The following is an 18,278-nucleotide window of genomic DNA, read 5'->3' on the forward strand; positions in this document are numbered from 1 at the left end:
ATGGCCGAACCCGCTGCTCCTCGACGACTGCGCACCAGCACCCTCGTGGGTGCCGGTGGCGTACTGGCCGTCGTCGCCCTCGTGGTGACCCTCGCCGTCGTGTGGCCGGGTTACGACGCGCGGCAGACCCCCCTCGACGACGGCACGCTGTGGGCCGTGCAGACCGGGGCCGGCGACGGATACGCGCGGGTCAACCTCGAGCTCGGCGAGCTGGACACCGTGAAGACCGCCGAGAACGCGAGCTCGCTGGCTCAGACGGGCGACCGGCTGTTCGTCTTCGCCGAGAGCGACACGCAGTTCGCCGACGTCAACCCCGCCACCCCGCAGGACCTGACGGCCACGAGCGAGGACGCGTTCACGAGGGCCCCGGCCGGGACGGTGCAGACGGTCTCGGCCGGCGACTTCCTCGCCTTCCGCTCCGACGTGGGCGGCGTCTACGCCGCCACCCTCTCCGGCGGCGGTCGCACTCTCGCGATCGACCCCTACGCCGACGTCGAGGTGACGGAGGGCCAGGAGCGCCCCCGTTTCGTCGCGACGGCGGTGGCGGTCGACGCCGACGGCATCGTGTACGCGTACTCGGCCGAAGAAGGACGCGTCGTGCGTGCCGCCGCCGATTCCGGGCGCATCCTCGGAGAAGACCCGGTCGCCGGGACGATCGACGACGCCCAGCTCACCGCCGTCGGAGGACGGTGGGCGCTCCTGGACGAGTCCACGGGGGCGGTCACCGTCTCCGGTCGTGACGATGCGATCGCCACCGACGCCGTGGCCGGTGCGAAGCTCCAGCGCACCGCCACGGGCGATGGCGACGTGTACCTCGCCGACTCGGAAGGACTCGTCCGCATCTCGCGGGACGCGGGCACGGCCGAGCGGGTCGTCGCCGAGACCCTGGGAACGCCCGCCGCGCCGCTCACCCTGAACGGCACCACTTACGCCGCCTGGCTGCGCGACGGGACCGGTGGCGGCACGCTCTGGACGAGCACCGATCCGACGCTGAACCCCCTCGACTACGGCGCGGGCACCCTCGGCGAGCAGGTCGACCCCGATTTCCTCACGAACGGGACGCGCATCGCCCTGAACGAGCGGAGCTCGGGGTGGGTGTGGACGGTCCCGGCCGGTGCCCTCGTCGCGTCGTCGCAGCAGTGGGCGCTCGACGAGACGGCCGAAGCCTCCCCCGACGACGACACGGTCGCCGAGCGCGTGCTGGAGCCCAAGCCCCCGGTGGCCGTGGACGACGCCTTCGGGGTGCGCGCCGGATCCGTCGCGCAGCTGCCCGTGCTGCTCAACGACCACGACCCGAACGAGGACGTGCTGAGCCTGGACGTCTCGTCGCTGAAGGGTCTCGACCCGGCGTTCGGCACCGTCTCCGTCACCGGCGCCGAGCAGAGCCTCGTCGTCCATGTCGCCGACGATGCGACGGGGTCGGCCACCTTCCGCTATCGCGTGACCGACGGCACGCGCAGCGACGGGCTGCTCTCGAACGAGGCGACCGTCACCCTCACCGTCGTCGGCTCCGACACCAACCGGGCTCCGGCGCCCTGCAACCCCGACGACTGTCTCGCGGAGCGTCCGCGTCCGACGGTCGCCCCGGGCGGCACCGTCACCTTCGACGCCCTCTACGGCTGGGTCGATCCCGACGGCGACCCGCTGTACCTCGCATCGGTGGACAACGAGACGGGTGTCGGGTCGGCCGCCGGCCAGCCCAGCGGCACGGTGACCTACCAGCACCCCGACGCGCAGAGCGACGAGGCGATCGACGTCACCCTCATGCTGACGATCGCCGATGCGCGGGGGGCGACCACGCAACGAGCGGTGACCGTCGCCGTCACTCCGACCCCTCGACTGACCGCCCAGTCGTTCGCCGCAACCGGAGTGGCGGGGACGCCGCTGTCGATCGATCTCTCCACGCGGGTGTCCGGCGCTTCCGGAGCCCCCGTGCTCTCCAGCGCCGTCGTCCTGGACGAGGCGTCCGCCACCGTCTCCCCCAACGTTGCGGGGCTGAGCATGGAGTTCGCCGCCGAGCGCCCCGGCTCGTACCTGGTGCAGTACACCGTCCGCGACGACCGCGGCGAAGAGACCGCCTCGGTCCGGGTGACGCTGCGCGACCCGGACGAGACCGCCATCTCCACCCCGCCGCTCACCGCGTTCGTCCGACCGGGCGAGGACGCCACGGTCGATGTGTTCCCGCCGGTGTCGAACCCCGCCGGACTCGTCCTGCTCCTGAGCGACCTGCGCCCGGAGAGCGCCGCGGGAGCGACGCTGAGCGTCGACCTCGTCGGTCAGAGCATGATCCGCGCGAGCGGTTCCACCGACGACGGGTCGCCCGGCGTGCTCGGGGTCGTGCGCTATCGCGTGTCGGACGGCACCGGTGGTGAGACGGCGAGCGCGGACGGCGAGCTGACCGTGATCCTTCTGGACTCCCCTCGCAGCGACCCGCCGATCGCCGTCGACGACGTCGTCACCGTCCGCGCCGGCGCGCAGATCGACATCCCGGTGCTCGAGAACGACAGCGCGCCCGGTGGAGCGCTGTTCTCGATCGACCCGTCGACGATCGTCAACGAGAACGACGCCGGCCTCGCCTTCGCCACCGGCCGCGTCGTGCGCTACCTCGCCCCGGATCAGCCGGGCACCTACGGCATCGGCTACACGATCTTCCGACTGGGCTTCCCCGATGCCACCGACTCCGCGCGCGTCATCGTCACGGTGGTCGGAGACGAGGCGAACCGCCCGCCGCTGCCCCGCGTGCTGGAGGGGCGCGTCCTCAGTGGCGAGTCGGTGCGCATCCCCTTCGACCGCTACGGCGTGGACCCCGACGGCGACGCCGTCACTCTGGACCGCATCGTCAGCCAGCCTGCGCAGGGCGGTTCGGCGACGATCTCGCCCGAAGGCGACGCGATCGTCTACACGAGCCCAGATCAGTTCAGCGGCCAAGACTCCTTCCGCTACCAGGTGCGCGATGCCGAGGGGGCGACGGGAACCGCCGAGGTGCGCGTGGGCGTGCTGGCGGCCGCCTCCGACCCGAGCCCGGTGACCTTCAGCGACTACCTGCAGATCCAGGTCGGCGCCGACAGCACCGCGGTCGTCCGTCCCACCGACAACGACCTCGATCCCGCCGGCGGCACGCTGACCCTCGAATCGGTCAAGCCGAACGCTCCCGCCGGCTCCGAGGAGTACGCGACGCTGGCGAGCCTGCTGGGCGAGGTCGAGGGCGACCAGGTCACGCTCCGGGCCGGCGAGACGCCCGGCACGAGCTCCTTCGTGTACACCGTCAGCAACGCCAGCGGTGACACCGCGATGGGTCTCATCGTCGTCAAGGCCGTCCCGACTCCCGTGCCCGACTATCCCGTCGTCAGCGACACGACGCTCACGATCGAGACGCGGGAGGCCTTCCCCGCGGGCGTCGACGTGCTGAGCGGCAAGGTCGCGTGGAACACGGGCGACGTCTCGGGGCTGCGCCTGCAGTTGTGGGGCACGCACCCGGGAATCCGCGTGGAGGGCACGAGGATCTCCGGCCAGATCCCCTCGGAATCGCTCCTGATCCCGTTCCAGGTCTCCGGCACGTCGTTCGACGGCACGGATGTCGTCTCGTACGGGTTCCTGCGGGTGCCGGGGGACCGCGACGCGCGGCTCGCCCTCCGGGCCGACGCCGCCCAGCTCGAGGTCCGGGAGAACGAGTCGCGGGACCTCGACCTGCGGACGGCGATCGCCATCCCGAGCGGCCGCACGCTGGACGTCGATGCGTCGGGGGTCCGTGCCGGCGGCGCGAGGGCGAACGCGCGCTGCGAGCTGGTGTCGGGGACCACGATCCGCTACACCGCGGGAGCGGACGCCCCGTGGACCGACACCTGCGTCGTGCCGGTCAAGCTCGACGTCCAGGACGACTACACGTACCTCACGGTCCGCGTGAGCATCGAGGCGGAGGAGCCTCAGCCGAGCCTGCGGAGCGCGTCGATCACGGTGGGACCGGGGCAGAGCCAGGAGTACGACCTCACCGGGATGGTCCGATGGGCGGGCAAAGAGGATTGGGACGCCCTCGCCTTCGCCGAGTCGTACCGCGGCGATCAGTTCACCGTGACGCGGTCGGGTTCGACGCTCACCGTCACCGCTGACGATGCGGCACGTCCGGGGCGCGAGGAGCCCGTGAGCGTCTCGCTCTCCAGTCACCCGGATGCGGCACCGGCGGCTCTTCTGCTGACCGTCGGGCCGGCCCCGTCGCAGCTGCCCAAGGGCGGTACGGCGAGCGAACGCTGTTCGCAGTCGGGCGGATCGTCCTCCTGCCTCATCACGGTCGTCGGCGTCCCGGGAGAGATCAATCCGCTCCCCGGCACCCCGCTCGCGCTGGTCTCGGTGCGCTCCCCTGCCAACTGCCCCGGCGTCACCTTCCGCAAGGAGAGTGCCACGGCGGTGCGCGCGTCGTGGTCGGCCGACACCCCCGGGCGCGCCGACTGCAGCGCCGGTTTCGTCGTGGCCGATGCGCAGGGCCGGCAGTCGGCCGGCGAGCGCAACGGCACCGTCCTGCTCGATCTTCAGGGGCTCCCGGCCGCGCCCACCCGGGTGGAGTGGACCGCCTTCACCGCCTCGACGGTGACGCTGCGCGTCATCTCGGACGCGGCGTCGTATCCGTCCGTCGACGGCTTCCGGATCTCGGCGGGCGGTCGTGTGGTCGCGACGTGCGATGCGTCGGGGGCATGCCCCGCGATCGAGGCGGAGACGGGCGTGCCGGTGACCTACCAGGCCCGAGCGTTCAGCTCCGTGGGCGAGTCGCGCACTTCGGTGCAGGTCAGCGCTTGGCCCTACGCCGCCCCGGCCGCGCCCACCGGAGCGGAGGTCACGCCCATCCCCCACGGCAACACGGGCGGCGTCGCGACGATCACCGTCACCGGCGTGGACCCCACGACCGGCACGCTCACCCTCTCGGGCGGCGCGGCCGGCGAGGTCACCCAACCGGTGCGCGGCTCCACCGTCGTCTTCCGCGACTACGACATCGGCTCCAACAGCCCCGTCTCCCTCACCGCGACGCCGCTCACCCGCTTCGAGCTGCCGCCGATCCCCGGCGGCTCGCAGACCGGAACGAGCTTCAGCTTCCGCGCGAATGGAATCGGAGCCCCTTCGCTGAGCCTCGAGGTCACCGCGTCGCGCAGCAGCGATCCCGGAACGGTGACGGCCACCGCCACCGTCGCGCCCGACGGGACGGGCGAGCGGATCGTCGTCGGCTTCACCCTCGACGGCGTCTGCATGCCCGACGAGCAGGTCGCCGCCGGGGGCGGTACGGTCACGCGCACCTTCACGGGACAGGAGCTGTGGCGGGAGGCGACGGTCACCGCGTGCGCCGTGACCGAGCGTGGCGGACAGCGATTCGGCCGCACCGAGAAGTCCGGCTCGGCGACGCCGGTGGCCGGGGTGCCGACGCCCACCGGGTCGTCGACCTACGCCATCGACAACCGCTCCTCGCAGCGCGGTGCGACCTTCACCTGGGACCGATTCGCCCGCACGCCGGATCTGCGGGCATCGTGGCCGTTCGAGTTGCGCTACCGGGCGCACGGAGATGAGTCCACCGACTTCCGCTCGCTGTTCCCCGAGTTCGGCGACCCCGGCGCAATCACGGCGGTCTCGTGCAGCCGCTTGTTCGGCTGCGGCGACCCGGTCCCGGTCACGGCGGACGGGCCGGCGTACCGCGCGCAGGTGACGTTCCCGACGTATTGCGAGAGCGACCCCGACGGCGTCCGGCCCGGGACCGGCGACATCACGGTGCGCGCCAACCCGAGCGACTTCACGACGTCCCGGTCGGAATCGACCGACGATGCGGGCCGGCTCTCCCTCACCTACACGATCGCTTGGTCGGGAAGGCTCGCCGGGCTCGACTCGGCCTCGTACACCGTGCGCTGCGAGCCGCCGACTCCCGATCCGGAGCCCGAAGAGCCCGATCCCGACCCAGGCGCGGACGCCCCGTGATCCCCCTCGCTTCCCTCCCCCGTCACCCGTTCCCCTCGAGAGGACCCCGATGACCGTCACCGCGGAACAGACCGCCTGGTTCCAGGAGACCTTCACCTCGCTCGTCGACAACGTGGAGCAGGTCGTGCTCGGCAAGCGCCACGTCGTCGAACTGGCGTTCACGGCGATGCTCTCCGAGGGGCATCTGCTCCTGGAGGACGTCCCGGGCACCGGGAAGACCTCTCTCGCGCGTGCGATGGGGCAGAGCGTCCAGGGCACGAGCACGCGCATCCAGTTCACCCCCGACCTCCTCCCGGGAGATGTCACCGGCATCACGGTCTACGACCAGCGCAGCGGCCAGTTCGACTTCCACCAGGGGCCGATCTTCGCGAACATCGTGCTCGCCGACGAGATCAACCGGGCGTCGCCCAAGACACAGTCGGCGCTGCTGGAGGTGATGGAGGAAGGTCAGGTCACCGTCGACGGGATCACCCGCCGCGTCGGCGTGCCGTTCCTCGTCGTGGCCACGCAGAACCCCGTGGAGCAGGCCGGCACCTACCGGCTCCCCGAGGCACAGCTCGACCGGTTCCTGCTGCGGACGAGCCTCGGCTACCCCGACCACGCCGCCACCGTGCGGATCCTGGAGGGAAGCGGCGCGCCGCGGCGCGAGGTCTCCTCGATCATCAGTCCGCAAGGAGTCGTGGGGATGGCCGACATCGCGCGCGACGTCTACCTCAACCCGCTGGTGCTCGACTACATCGCGAGGATCGTGGAGGCGACCCGCCTCGCGTCGCAGGTGCGCATGGGCGTGAGCGTCCGCGGCGCCCTCGCGCTCACGAAGGCCGCGAAGACGTGGGCGGTCGCTCACGGTCGCGGCTACGTCACGCCCGACGACGTCAAGGCGCTCGCCGAGCCGGTGCTCGCCCACCGCCTCATCCTCGACCCCGAAGCGGAGTTCGACGGCGTCACGGCACACGCGGTCATCGGCCAGGTGCTGCTGGACACCGTTCCCCCCAGCCAGCGGGACACCGTGTGAGCTTTCCCACCGAGTCGCGCCTGACCCGTACCGTCGCCGGTTCCGACGGGACGGGCATCTCGCGCACCCGCTACTCGACCGCCAGTTCCTCCACGGCGCTGGCGCTGCGCGGCCTGCGCTCGTGGCGGCGGGTGCGCGCGGCAGCCTCGGCGGTGGCGGCATGGGTGGCCGGGACGCTCACGGTGGCCGGCTGGACTCTGCTGTCGGTCGCCGTCCTCGGGATCGGGATCGGACTGGCGTTCGGATGGCTGGAGTTCGTCGCCGCGGGCGTCGTCGCCACCGTGCTCATCGCGTTGTCGATCCCGTTCCTGTTCAGCGCCCGTTCGTATGACGTCGACCTCACCCTCGAACACGACCGCGTGGTCGCGGGGAGCCCGGTCAGCGGAACCCTGACGGTGAGGAACACGGGACGCGGCATCGCCCTTCCCGGGCGCATCGACATCCCGATCGGCGACGGGCTCGTCGACGTGTACATCCCGCTCCTGCGCAGTGACCACGTCCACGTCGACCAGGTGATCGTCCCCACCCACCGACGCGGCATCGTCCATGTCGGCCCCGCCCGCACGGTCCGTGGAGACCCCCTCGGGATCCTCCGCCGCGAGGCGACGTGGGCCGACCGCCACACCTTGTTCGTCCACCCGGTCACGACGGCGCTGCGGAGCACGACCGCGGGATTCATCCGCGACCTCGAGGGCAGCGCCTCCCGCATGATTGTCGACTCCGACATCTCCTTCCACGCGATTCGCGAGTACGTCCCGGGCGATGCGCAGCGCAACGTCCACTGGAAGTCGACCGCCAAGACCGGCACCCTCATGGTCCGCCAGTACGAGGAGACGCGACGCTCCCGCATGGTCATCGCGTTGGCCGCATCGGACGCGGAGTTCGCCACCGACGAGGAGTTCGAGCTCGCGGTGAGCGCCGCCGCCTCGCTCGGCGTCCGCGGCATCCGCGACGGACGCGACGTCGATGTGGTGCTGGGCGGCGAGCTGCCCGAGCTCGTCCGGGCCTCGGCGCGGTCGATGCGCGAGCTCGCCACCGTCACGGCGCGGACCCTCCTGGACGATCTGTCCTCGGTCGAGCGCGCGCCCCGCGTGAGCGCGCTCGCCGACGTCACCTCGCTCGCCGCCGAGACCCACCCCGATGCGTCGATCGCCTTCCTCGTGTGCGGATCGACGCAGACCGCGCGAACCCTGCAGGCGGCCGCACTCGCCTTCCCCGCCGACGTGGCCGTCGTCGCGGTGATCTGCAACCCCGAGGCCGAACCGGGGTTCCGTCGCCTCGCCTCGATGTCGGTCCTCTCGATCGGTCTCCTCGACGACCTCCGGCTCCTCCTCGCCCGCGGAGCGCAGTCATGAGCGCCGCCCCGCCGCTGCGGAGGCGATCGGCGCGTCGCGCCGATCGCGCGTCGACCTCGGCGCTGCTGATCGGGGCGGGCCTGCTGGATCTCCTGTTCCTCATCGCGGCGATCACCGCGTGGCCGATCTACCAGACCCCGGCCTTCGTCGTGGTGGTCGTCGTCGCCCTCGCCGCCGCGCACGTCATCGCCGCCGCCGGCCTGCGCTGGCGTTGGTCGGGGTGGTGGGTCGCCCTGGCCACGATCGGCGTCTACGTCCTCGTCGGCACTCCGCTCGCCGCACCCACGCTCGTCGCCGGAGGGCTGGACCAGATCCTCCTCGCGCTTCGCGGTGTGGTCACGGCGCCGGTCACCGGCTGGAAGGACCTCCTCACACTGGAGCTTCCGCTGGGCAGCTACCAGACGATCCTCGCTCCCGCGTTCCTGCTGTGGCTCGCCGTCCCCACCGCCGCCCTCTCGCTCGCGTGGCGCACTCGGCGGCTCTGGGTCCTCGCTCCCGCGCTCGGGCTGGCGCTCACGGCGTTCGGCGTGGTCTTCGGAGCGCCCAGCGTCAGCCCCCCGGTGCGCTGGGGACCCATCACCGTCACCGGCGCTCGCGAGATGGCGGCCGGCGCAGCCGCGCTGCTGGTCGCGCTGGGATTCCTCGTCTGGCGCACGATGTACGAACGTCGCCGCGCATTGCGGGCCGCCGAGGCGGCGACGGGGGTCCGCACCACGAGCAGGACCACCTCGGCAACGCTCGGACGTGTGGGCATCTCGATCGGCATGGTCGTCGCGGCCGTCGCCGTCGGCACTGTCGCCGCGCCGTGGGCTCTCGCCGGCGCGCCGCGGCAGGTGCTGCGCTCCGAGATCGATCCGAGACTCGAGATCCAGCAGAGCCTGAGCCCTCTCGCGGAGTACCGGTCGTTCTTCTCGGACGACGTGGTGGACGAGGTCCTGTTCACGGTCTCGGGCGGTGGCGAGCGGGTGCGCGTGGCCACGCTGTCCTTCTACGACGGGCGGCTGGCGCGCGTGCTGGATCCTGCCGCCGCCCCCGGCGACCAGTCGACGGCGTTCGTGCGAGTCCCCTCCGCCCTCGCCGCCCCCTCCGGAACGCGGCCGGAGTCCGCGCAGATCACGATCGGCGGCTACCGCGGCATCTGGATGCCCACGGTCGATGCCCTCACCGCGGTGCAGTTCCGCGGACCGAACGCCTCGTCACTGGCCGACGGCTTCTTCTACAGCGCGTCGGCGCAGATGGCCGTGCAGCTGGGCGACCCGGGCCTCGGATCGGGCTCCGCCTACCGTCAGGACGCGGCAGTTCCGACCCGGCTTCCCGCCGTGGCCGACCTCGTGCCCGGGGGCTCGTCGCCCCGCTTCGCCCCCGAGACCGTCCCCGAGAGCCTTCAGGAGTGGATGCGGATGCAGGAGGCGCCGGCCGGAGGCCAGGGGCTCCAACTGCTCATCGATCGCCTGCGTGCCCGCGGATACCTCAGCCATGCGCTCACCGTCGACCAGTCCGCCCCACCGCGGTGGCAGGCGGATCTCGGCGACTACACCTTCGCCCCGAGCCGCGCCGGGCATTCCACCGACCGCATCGACGCACTGTTCAGCGCCCTCGTGCAGCGACAGAACGAGGTGGGAGGCGACGAGGACGCTCGCCTCGTGGCCGCCGTGGGCGACGACGAGCAGTTCTCGGTCGCGGCCGCGATGATCGCCGACCAGCTCGGTTTCGCCGTGCGCATCGTGGTCGGCGCGCGACTGTCCGGCGAGGACCTCCCCGCGTGCGAGGACGGCTGCCGCGGCGGCGACGTCTCCGCGTGGATCGAGGTGCAGGACGTCTCGGGCGTCTGGGTCCCCATCGATGTGACTCCGCAGTGGACGGCGGGAATGTCGCCGGACGACCTGCAGAACCGCGACCCCGAGGTGCCGACCGAAGTGCACGAGCAGGATGCCGAGCAGGTGCTGCCCGGCGAGGCCGACCCCGCCGATGCCGGCGACAGCCCCGAGGATCCCGGCGAGGAGACAACCGACTGGAGCGGGCTGTGGTCGGCGCTGCGCATCGGGGGCATCAGCGTCCTCGCGCTCCTGATTCTGATCGGCCCGTTCCTCCTCGTCCTCATCGCCAAGGCTGTGCGCCGGCGCTCGCGGCGCTCGGCGCCCGCGGCCGTCGACCGCGTCACGGGTGGCTGGGACGAGTACGTGGACGCGGCGATCGACAGCGGCCTCCCGGCCCCGCGCACCCACACGCGGCAGGAGCTCGCGACGCTGCATGCCGCATCCGCACCGGGCAGTCGCGCGACGACCCTCGCCTCCTGGGCCGACCGTTCGGTCTTCGATGTGGCTCCCCCCTCCGCCGAGGACTCCGAGCGCTTCTGGCAGATCGTGGAGGAGGAACGGGCGCGGCTGATCGCTGACCGCGGGTTCTGGGCGCGCCTTCGGGCTCGCCTCTCGCTCCGGTCGCTCCTGCGCCGGCCGGCGCGCACCGATCGCGCCGCCGCCCCTGACCGGTCCGAGCCGAGACGGAGGACCGCATGACGAGTGAGAGCATGAAGAGGACAGATCGGTGGGGACGGAACGCATGACGGAGATCACGGGGCTCGTGCTGGCGGGCCAGGCGATCATGGCGGTGGCCGTGTATGTCTGGATCGCCCTGGCGCTCTCGGCGGCGTTCCGCAAGGCGGGTGAGCAGCCCGGCAAGGCGTGGGTGCCGGTGCTCAACGCCTGGGTGCTGTTCGTCCTGGCCGGAATGCGCGGATGGTGGTCGGTCGTCGTGGCCGGTGCCATCGCCGTCGGCGCAGGCGTCTCGATCGGCCTCGGCGGGGTGTTCGGCGCGGCCGCGCTGGAGGCGTCCTTCGAGGGCGACACCGCCGGCGCCCAGTCCGCCCTGCTGATGGCGACGCTGATCCCGGGGGTCGTGTGGCTGGCGGTCCTCGCCTTCGCGGTGGTGCTCCATATCCGCCAGCAGATCGCCCTCAACGCGCGGTTCGGCCTCGGCACGGGGTCGATCGTGCTCGGCGTGCTTCTCTTCCCGGTCTGGGCGAGCATCGTGGGGTGGGGCTCGGCGCGATGGCTCGGCGACAGGCCGGCCGGCGCTCCCGCCTCCGGCGCACCCGCCCCCGCTCCGGCCGCTCCGATCGTCCCGCCGTTGGCCGACTTCTCCGCTCGGCCGGCCGGCACGTCGCCCTTCGCCACGACCTCCGCTCCCTTCGCCTCGGGCCCCGCCCCGGCATCGGCGACGCCGTTCCTCACGCCCGACGCCCCCGTCGCGCCCTCGGCGCCCGACACGATGGCCGCCGGCGGACCTCCCCCGGCGGCGCCGATCGGCGGAAACCCGTGGGCTCCCCCGGTTCCTTCCGCCCCTCCCGCGACGGTCCCCGTGGCCCCGGCGCCGGGCGTCCCCGGTGCGGGAACCGGGTCGGGTTCCGAGACCGGCGAGCACACCGTCATCGTCGATCGTCGCGCCACGACCTGGTCGCTCCTGCTCCCCGGCGGCGCCCAGGCGACGCTGACGGGATCCGCTGCCGTGCTCGGACGCAACCCCGTCGCCCCGGCCCACGCGCCGCACGCCCAGCCGGTCGCCATCGACGACGTCACGCGCACGGTCTCCAAGACCCACGCCCTCCTCTCCCGGAGCGAGGCCGGGTGGACGATCAGCGACCTCAGCTCGACGAACGGCGTCTTCGTGGGACCGACCGCCGATGCTGCGACGGAGGTCGTCGGCACCGCCGAGGTCGACGGTCCCTTCTTCCTCGGCGACGCGGCCATCGTGCTGCGCAGGGACTCATGACCGGGCTGCGCACGACGGTGGGAGCGCACACCGACACCGGCCGGCGACGGTCGGTCAACGAGGACGCGTACCTCGCACGGATGCCGGTGTTCGTCGTGGCCGACGGGATGGGCGGTCACGACGCGGGCGACCGCGCCAGCGCCGCGGTGGTGGAGGTCTTCCGTCCCCTCGCGGGCCGCGACGATGTGAGCGTCGACGACGTCACACGCGCCGTCGATGCCGCCCACTCGGCGGTCGGGTCGATCGCTGCCGCGACGTCGCGCGGCGCGGGTTCGACCCTGACCGCCGTGCTCGCGGTGCGTCACGACGGGGAACTGCGCTGGCTCGTCGTCAACATCGGTGACTCCCGCGTCTACCGCTTGGTCGGCGATCGACTCGAGCAGGTCACGGTGGACCATTCCGTCGCCCAGGAGATGGTGGACGCCGGACGTCTCTCCCGGGAGGAGATGGCCGCCTTCCCCGGGCGCAACGTCATCACGCGGGCCGTCGGGGAGGAACGCAGTCCCGCCGACTACTGGCTCCTCCCGATCGTCACCGGGGAACGCCTCCTGCTGTGCTCCGACGGGCTGACGACGGAGCTGTCGGACGAGGCGATCCGTGCCGGTCTGCTCATGGGCGGCGCACCGGGGCGCACCGCGCAGGCGCTCGTGGCGCAGGCGGTCACCGTCGGCGGACGAGACAATGTCACCGCCGTCGTGATCGACGTCGTCGCCGGAGGCGCCAGTCCATCCGCAGAAGACGTGACCGGCGGCCTGTCGTTGTCGGCGGAGTCGACGACCATCGAGGCGGCGACGATCCGCACCCGGCGCAGCCGCGGGCGAGCCGGATGAGCGTCGCGCGACGGTGGATTCAGCGTGGTTGAGGAAGGAGCGAGGATGATCGAGGACGAGCACACGCGACGGAGCGACCGAGGTGTCCCCCTTCCCGACGAGGGCACGCGGGTCGTGGCACGCGTCGTCCCCGGCGAGGAGGCCCCCGCCGACGACGAGGCGACACGGCTGCGGACCCCCGCATCCCGCGGGCCGGCCACGCCACCGTCCTCGAGCTCTTCGGTCCCGATCGTCTCCCCAGGCCCTCCCACCCGCCGCGCGCGCGATCCCCGGCTCGAACCGGACGACGGCCACTACGGCATCCGCCGCACCCCCCTCACCGAGCCGGTCACGCGTCGGCCCCCCGCGATCGAGGCGCCGGAGGTCCGCCCCGTGCCCGGGGCCGGGTCGTCGCCTCGGCGCAGGGGCCTGCCGATGGCCGTCGTCGTCACCGTCGTCCTGGCCATCGTGGTCCTCGCGGCCGCGGTCGTGATCCTCGCGGTGCTGGCGGCCTCATGACGGGCGTCGAGATGGACCACCAGAACGCCACCACCCCCGACTTGCGCATCGAGTTCTGCGGCGAGTGGTTCGAGCCGCAGGCACCCGGGCCGTTCACGGTGGGGCGAGAGGCCGACCTGGCCGTCGACGAGAATCAGTACCTCCATCGCCGCCTCCTCTCCTTCACCTACGAGAACGGCCTGTGGTGGCTGGCGAACGTCGGCCAGACGATCGGGGTGAGCCTGTCCACCGGCGACGGCGTCTACCAGGCGATGCTCGGTCCCGGCGCGAAGGTGCCGGTCGTCTTCCCCCGGCTGGTCCTGCTCTTCACCGCGGGACCGTTCACCTACGAGCTCGCAGTCCACTGCGCCCAGGCGGCGTTCCATTCGGCGTCTGTCGTCGCCGATGTCGACGACCCGCATCAGATGACGATCGGAAGCGTCGCGCTCACCCCGAGCCAGAAGCTCCTCGTCATCGCGCTGTGCGAACCCCTGCTGCGCGACGGCCTCGCCGGTCAGAGCCAGCTGCCGACGTCGGCGCAGGCCGCCGCGCGGCTGGGGTGGCCGCTGACGACGTTCAACCGCAAGCTCGACGCCGTCTGCGACAAGCTCGACCGCGAGGGCGTTCCGGGACTGCGCGGCGGCGTGGGGAAGCTCGCCACCAACCGTCGTGCCCGGCTCGCCGAGCACGCGGTGCTCTCGCGACTGGTGACGCCCCTCGACCTGCCACTCCTGGACGCGCCCTCCTAGACGCTCGGAGGCCGACGGCGTCCCGTGTCCGCGAGTCTCCCCACGCGGCGACCGCCCGCACCGCCCGGCCTACGATGGAATGTCATGCCCACGCCCGTGATCTCCTATCCCGCCGAGCTGCCCGTCAGCGCTGCACGCGACGAGATCGCGCGCGCCATCGACGCGCACCAGGTGGTCATCGTGGCGGGGGCCACCGGATCGGGCAAGACGACCCAGCTTCCCAAGATCTGCCTCGAGCTGGGACGGACCAACATCGCGCACACCCAGCCCCGACGACTCGCCGCGCGGACGATCGCCGAACGCATCGCGCGCGAGCTCCAGGTGCCGCTGGGAGGGCTCGTCGGCTACAAGGTGCGCTTCACGGACCAGGTCTCGGCCGACACCCGGATCTCGCTCCTGACCGACGGCATCCTGCTGAACGAGATCCACCGTGACCGCCTGCTCCGGCGCTACGACACGATCATCATCGACGAGGCGCACGAGCGGTCCCTCAACATCGACTTCCTCCTCGGCTACCTCACCCGCATCCTTCCCGAGCGCCCCGACCTCAAGGTCGTCATCACTTCGGCCACGATCGACCCGGAGAGCTTCGCCCGGCACTTCGCCCGCGATCCTGAGCATCCGGCACCCGTGATCGAGGTGTCCGGTCGGACCTTCCCCGTCGAGATCCGCTACCGGCCCGCCGTCGCCGAGGTGACCGAGGGTGGGGCGTCGACTCCGTCGCAGGCCGATGGCGACACCGGCGACGGCGACGACGTCGACACCCTGCTGCGGGCACTCCGGGAGCTGGACCGCGAGCCCGACGGCGATGTGCTGGTCTTCCTCCCCGGCGAGGCCGAGATCCGCGACGTCGCCGATGCCGTGCGCGGCATGTATGCGCGCGACGCGCGTCCGACCGAAGTTCTTCCGCTGTTCGGCCGGCTCTCCGCTGCCGAACAGCACCGTGTCTTCGAGCCGTCGACCGTCCCGGGCGTGCGCCGGCGCATCATCCTGGCCACCAACGTCGCCGAGACCAGCCTCACGGTGCCGGGGATCCGGTACGTCGTCGACGCCGGAACCGCCCGCATCTCGCGCTACAGCGCCCGGTCCAAGATCCAGCGCCTGCCGATCGAGGCGATCTCGCAGGCGTCCGCTCAGCAGCGCTCGGGGCGCGCGGGTCGCACCTCGCCCGGCATCGCGATCCGCCTGTACGCGGAGGAGGATTTCCTCGGGCGTCCGGAGTTCACCGAACCCGAGATCCTGCGGACATCGCTGGCCGCCGTGATCCTGCAGATGCTCGCCCTCGGATTCGGCGACATCTCGGACTTCCCCTTCCTCACGCCGCCCGACGCGCGCGGAGTGCGCGCCGCGCTGGATCTGCTGACGGAACTGCGCGCGGTCACGCGCCGTGGCGACGAGGTGCGGTTGACGAAGATCGGTCGCGAGATCGCGCGACTGCCGATCGACCCCCGCTTTGCCCGCATGCTCCTGGAGGCGCGCACGCTCGGGGTCACTCGGGACGTCCTGGCCATCGTGTCGGGGCTGTCGATCCAGGACGTGCGCGAGCGCCCCTCGGCTGACGACGGTGCCCGCCGAGAGGCGGCGGACCGCGCGCACGCGCGCTTCGTCGATCCGACGAGCGACTTCCTGACCCTGCTGAACCTGTGGAACTACCTGCAGGAGCAGCAGCGGGAACTCGGCTCCAGCGCCTTCCGCAGACTGTGCCGCACCGAGTTCCTGAACTACGTACGCGTGCGGGAATGGTTCGACGTGCACCGGCAGCTGCGCACCCTCACCCGCCCGGGCGCCGCGGGCGACCGGCGCGGACGGAACAGCCGCGGCGACGGCGTCCCCGACGCGTCCGCTCGGGAGGGCGCCGCGGACCACACGTCGGGCGCCGCCGCCGATCCCTCCGCCGTCCATCGCGCGATCCTCTCGGGCCTGCTCTCACACATCGGCATTCTGGACACCCGGACCCTCTCGGCCACCTCCGACCGCAAGCGCCGGCCGCTGGCGGAGTACCGCGGAGCGCGGGGAGCGAGGTTCGCGATCTTCCCCGGATCGGGACTGCGGTCGGCCGGCAAGCGCGGCAGCGCTCCGGACGCGGTCATGGCTGCCGAGCTGGTGGAGACCTCCCGCCTGTTCGCGCGCACGGTGGCGGCCATCGATCCGGCCTGGGCGGAGGACCTCGCCGGCGACCTCGCCCACCGCACCCTGAGCGATCCGCACTGGTCCAAGGACGCCGGTGCTGCCGTGGCCGCCGAGAAGGTCACGCTGTTCGGCGTCGAGATCATCCCGCGTCGCCGCGTGCAGCTGGCGCGCACCGACCGCGACCTCGCTCGCGAGCTGTTCGTGCGTCACGCCCTCGTCGACGGCGAGTGGAACATCCATCACCTCGACAAGCGACTCACCGCCTTCGAGCGGCGGAACCTGGAGCTCCGCCGGCGCCTCGAGAAGCTCGAGGAACGCGAACGTCGTCGCGACATCCTCGCCGGCGACGAGGCGGTCTTCGCCTTCTACGACGCGCGCATCCCCCGCGACGTCTTCGACGTCCGCTCGTTCGAGACGTGGTGGCGCGATGCGTCGTCACGGACGCCGCGCCTCCTCGACCTGAGCGAGGCAGACCTCGTCGATGCGTCCTCTCGCTCCGACGCGCGCGACTTCCCGGCGCGGTGGCAGCAGCGGGACCAGGTGCTCTCGCTCGCGTATCGGTTCGAACCGGGTGCACCCGACGATGGCGTGACCGTCGTGATCCCCCTGCCGTTGCTGGCGCAGATCACCCCGGACGGCTTCGACTGGCAGGTGCCGGGAATGCGCGACGAGCTGATCACGGCGCTGTTGCGCGCCCTCCCCAAGGCCATCCGCCGACACGTCGTGCCCGCGGCCGACTGGGCGGCGACCCTCGGCGCCGAGATCGCCGGTTCCGGCCCCGAGGCCCACGAGGGCGTGCCCCCGGTCACGCTGCGCGCCGCGCTGGCGTCCCGGATCCAGCGCGTGGCGAATCAGCCGGTCACCCCCGACGACTTCGAGCTGGACCGCGTGCCGCCGCACCTCCTGATGTCGTTCCGGGCGGTGGACGAGCGCGGGCGGGCGCTGGGCTCCTCCCGCGATCTGCGCGAACTGCAGGACCGGCTCTCGGGGCGAGCGCGCGCGTCCGTCGCGCGCTCGCTGTCGCGCGGCGCCGGGCCCGCGGCGGCGGCCCGCCCGGGGCCGGGCGCCGCGACGGTCGGCCCTGCGGCGGCGGCATCGAGCAGCGGCGGAGCGCCGACGGTGGTGGAGAGGTCGGGCATCACGACGTGGGACGTGGGCACCCTCCCCGAGGTCGTGGACACGAAGGTGGCCGGCGGAGTGGTCCGCGGGTACCCCGCCCTGTCCGACGACAAAGACTCGGTGTCGCTGCGGATCGAGGCGAGCGCGGAGCGTGCGACCAGGCTCACGCACGACGGCGTCCGGCGCCTCCTCCTCCTCGCCGTGCCCTCCCCCACGGCCTACGTCCTGGACCATCTCACCTCGGCGGAGAAGCTCGCCCTGGCGACCTCGCCGTACCCGTCGACGAAAGCCCTGATCGAGGACGCCCGGGTCGCCGTCGCCGACGCCGTGATGGCCCGCACGGCGCAGGTCGTTCGCACCGAGGCGCAGTTCGCGCTCGTCCGCGACGCCTTGTCCGAGGCGATCGTCGACGAGCTCTTCCAGGCGGTGTCGCTGACCGCGCGGATCCTCACCCTCGCGCGCGACGTCGAACGAGGGATCAAGGCTCAGAACTCCCTCACGCTCCTGACTGCTCTCGGCGACCTCAAGGCCCAGCTCGCGGGGCTGGTGTATCCCGGTTTCGTCGCACGGACCGGCCTGGCACGCCTCGCGCACCTTCCCCGTTACCTCCAGGGCGCTCTGGACCGGCTGTCGACGCTGGCCGACAATCCGGGACGCGACCGGCAGCGGATGACGGAGTACGAGCGGGCCGCTGCCGGCTACCTCGACGCCGGGGGCGCCTTCCCGCTCGCTCCCGACGCGCCCCCCGCCCTCTCGCGCACGCGCTGGCTCCTCGAGGAGTTCCGCGTGAGCCTCTACGCGCAGCAGCGCGGAACGGCCGAGCCCGTCTCGCCGCAGCGCATCGCGAAGGCCCTGTCCGGGCGCGACTGAATCAGCGGGACGCGAT

General features: G+C 72.4%; 9 protein-coding genes. All 9 read left to right on the forward strand.

What is annotated here, in order from left to right; all coding sequences use genetic code 11:
• On the forward strand, window positions 1–5,949 hold the full coding sequence (locus AVP41_RS04870) for an Ig-like domain-containing protein (protein ID WP_067161508.1): 5,949 nt from the start codon (window positions 1–3) through the stop codon (window positions 5,947–5,949).
• Between the two features lie 49 nt (window positions 5,950–5,998).
• Window positions 5,999–6,964 carry an AAA family ATPase gene (locus AVP41_RS04875; protein WP_067161511.1) on the forward strand — a complete coding sequence of 322 codons (966 nt, stop codon included), beginning with the start codon at window positions 5,999–6,001 and terminating at the stop codon, window positions 6,962–6,964.
• A complete protein-coding gene (locus tag AVP41_RS04880) occupies window positions 6,961–8,319 on the forward strand; it encodes a DUF58 domain-containing protein (protein WP_067161514.1) in 1,359 nt (452 codons plus the stop codon). The genes AVP41_RS04875 and AVP41_RS04880 overlap by 4 nt, the downstream gene beginning before the upstream one ends.
• Window positions 8,316–10,835: a transglutaminase domain-containing protein gene (locus tag AVP41_RS04885; RefSeq protein WP_067161517.1), complete on the forward strand. Its 2,520-nt coding sequence runs from the start codon at window positions 8,316–8,318 to the stop codon at window positions 10,833–10,835. The genes AVP41_RS04880 and AVP41_RS04885 overlap by 4 nt, the downstream gene beginning before the upstream one ends.
• A gap of 43 nt (window positions 10,836–10,878) precedes the next feature.
• Window positions 10,879–12,087, forward strand: a complete 1,209-nt coding sequence (locus AVP41_RS04890; protein ID WP_067161521.1) for an FHA domain-containing protein — start codon at window positions 10,879–10,881, stop codon at window positions 12,085–12,087.
• On the forward strand, window positions 12,084–12,917 hold the full coding sequence (locus tag AVP41_RS04895; RefSeq protein ID WP_067161524.1) for a PP2C family protein-serine/threonine phosphatase: 834 nt from the start codon (window positions 12,084–12,086) through the stop codon (window positions 12,915–12,917). Before AVP41_RS04890 ends, AVP41_RS04895 begins: the two co-directional genes overlap by 4 nt.
• A gap of 45 nt (window positions 12,918–12,962) precedes the next feature.
• Window positions 12,963–13,415, forward strand: a complete 453-nt coding sequence (locus AVP41_RS04900) for a hypothetical protein (RefSeq protein ID WP_067161527.1) — start codon at window positions 12,963–12,965, stop codon at window positions 13,413–13,415.
• Entirely contained in the window at window positions 13,412–14,143 is a 732-nt protein-coding gene (locus AVP41_RS04905) for a hypothetical protein (protein WP_067161531.1), read from the forward strand. Before AVP41_RS04900 ends, AVP41_RS04905 begins: the two co-directional genes overlap by 4 nt.
• An 84-nt stretch (window positions 14,144–14,227) precedes the next feature.
• Window positions 14,228–18,262, forward strand: a complete 4,035-nt coding sequence (gene hrpA, locus AVP41_RS04910) for an ATP-dependent RNA helicase HrpA (RefSeq protein ID WP_067161534.1) — start codon at window positions 14,228–14,230, stop codon at window positions 18,260–18,262.
• Window positions 18,263–18,278: the final 16 nt, after the last annotated feature.

It is taken from the genome of Microbacterium sp. TNHR37B, from assembly GCF_001620065.1.
In the GTDB taxonomy this organism is placed as follows: domain Bacteria; phylum Actinomycetota; class Actinomycetes; order Actinomycetales; family Microbacteriaceae; genus Microbacterium.

What these genes read in the sequence shown, in the direction of transcription:
- AVP41_RS04895 (WP_067161524.1), top strand. Translation starts at nt 12,084, where the DNA reads ATGACCGGGCTGCGCACGACGGTGGGAGCGCACACCGACACCGGCCGG.
- AVP41_RS04875 (WP_067161511.1), top strand. Translation starts at nt 5,999, where the DNA reads ATGACCGTCACCGCGGAACAGACCGCCTGGTTCCAGGAGACCTTCACC.
- AVP41_RS04905 (WP_067161531.1), top strand. Translation starts at nt 13,412, where the DNA reads ATGACGGGCGTCGAGATGGACCACCAGAACGCCACCACCCCCGACTTG.
- hrpA (WP_067161534.1), top strand. Translation starts at nt 14,228, where the DNA reads ATGCCCACGCCCGTGATCTCCTATCCCGCCGAGCTGCCCGTCAGCGCT.
- AVP41_RS04900 (WP_067161527.1), top strand. Translation starts at nt 12,963, where the DNA reads ATGATCGAGGACGAGCACACGCGACGGAGCGACCGAGGTGTCCCCCTT.
- AVP41_RS04870 (WP_067161508.1), top strand. Translation starts at nt 1, where the DNA reads ATGGCCGAACCCGCTGCTCCTCGACGACTGCGCACCAGCACCCTCGTG.
- AVP41_RS04890 (WP_067161521.1), top strand. Translation starts at nt 10,879, where the DNA reads ATGACGGAGATCACGGGGCTCGTGCTGGCGGGCCAGGCGATCATGGCG.
- AVP41_RS04885 (WP_067161517.1), top strand. Translation starts at nt 8,316, where the DNA reads ATGAGCGCCGCCCCGCCGCTGCGGAGGCGATCGGCGCGTCGCGCCGAT.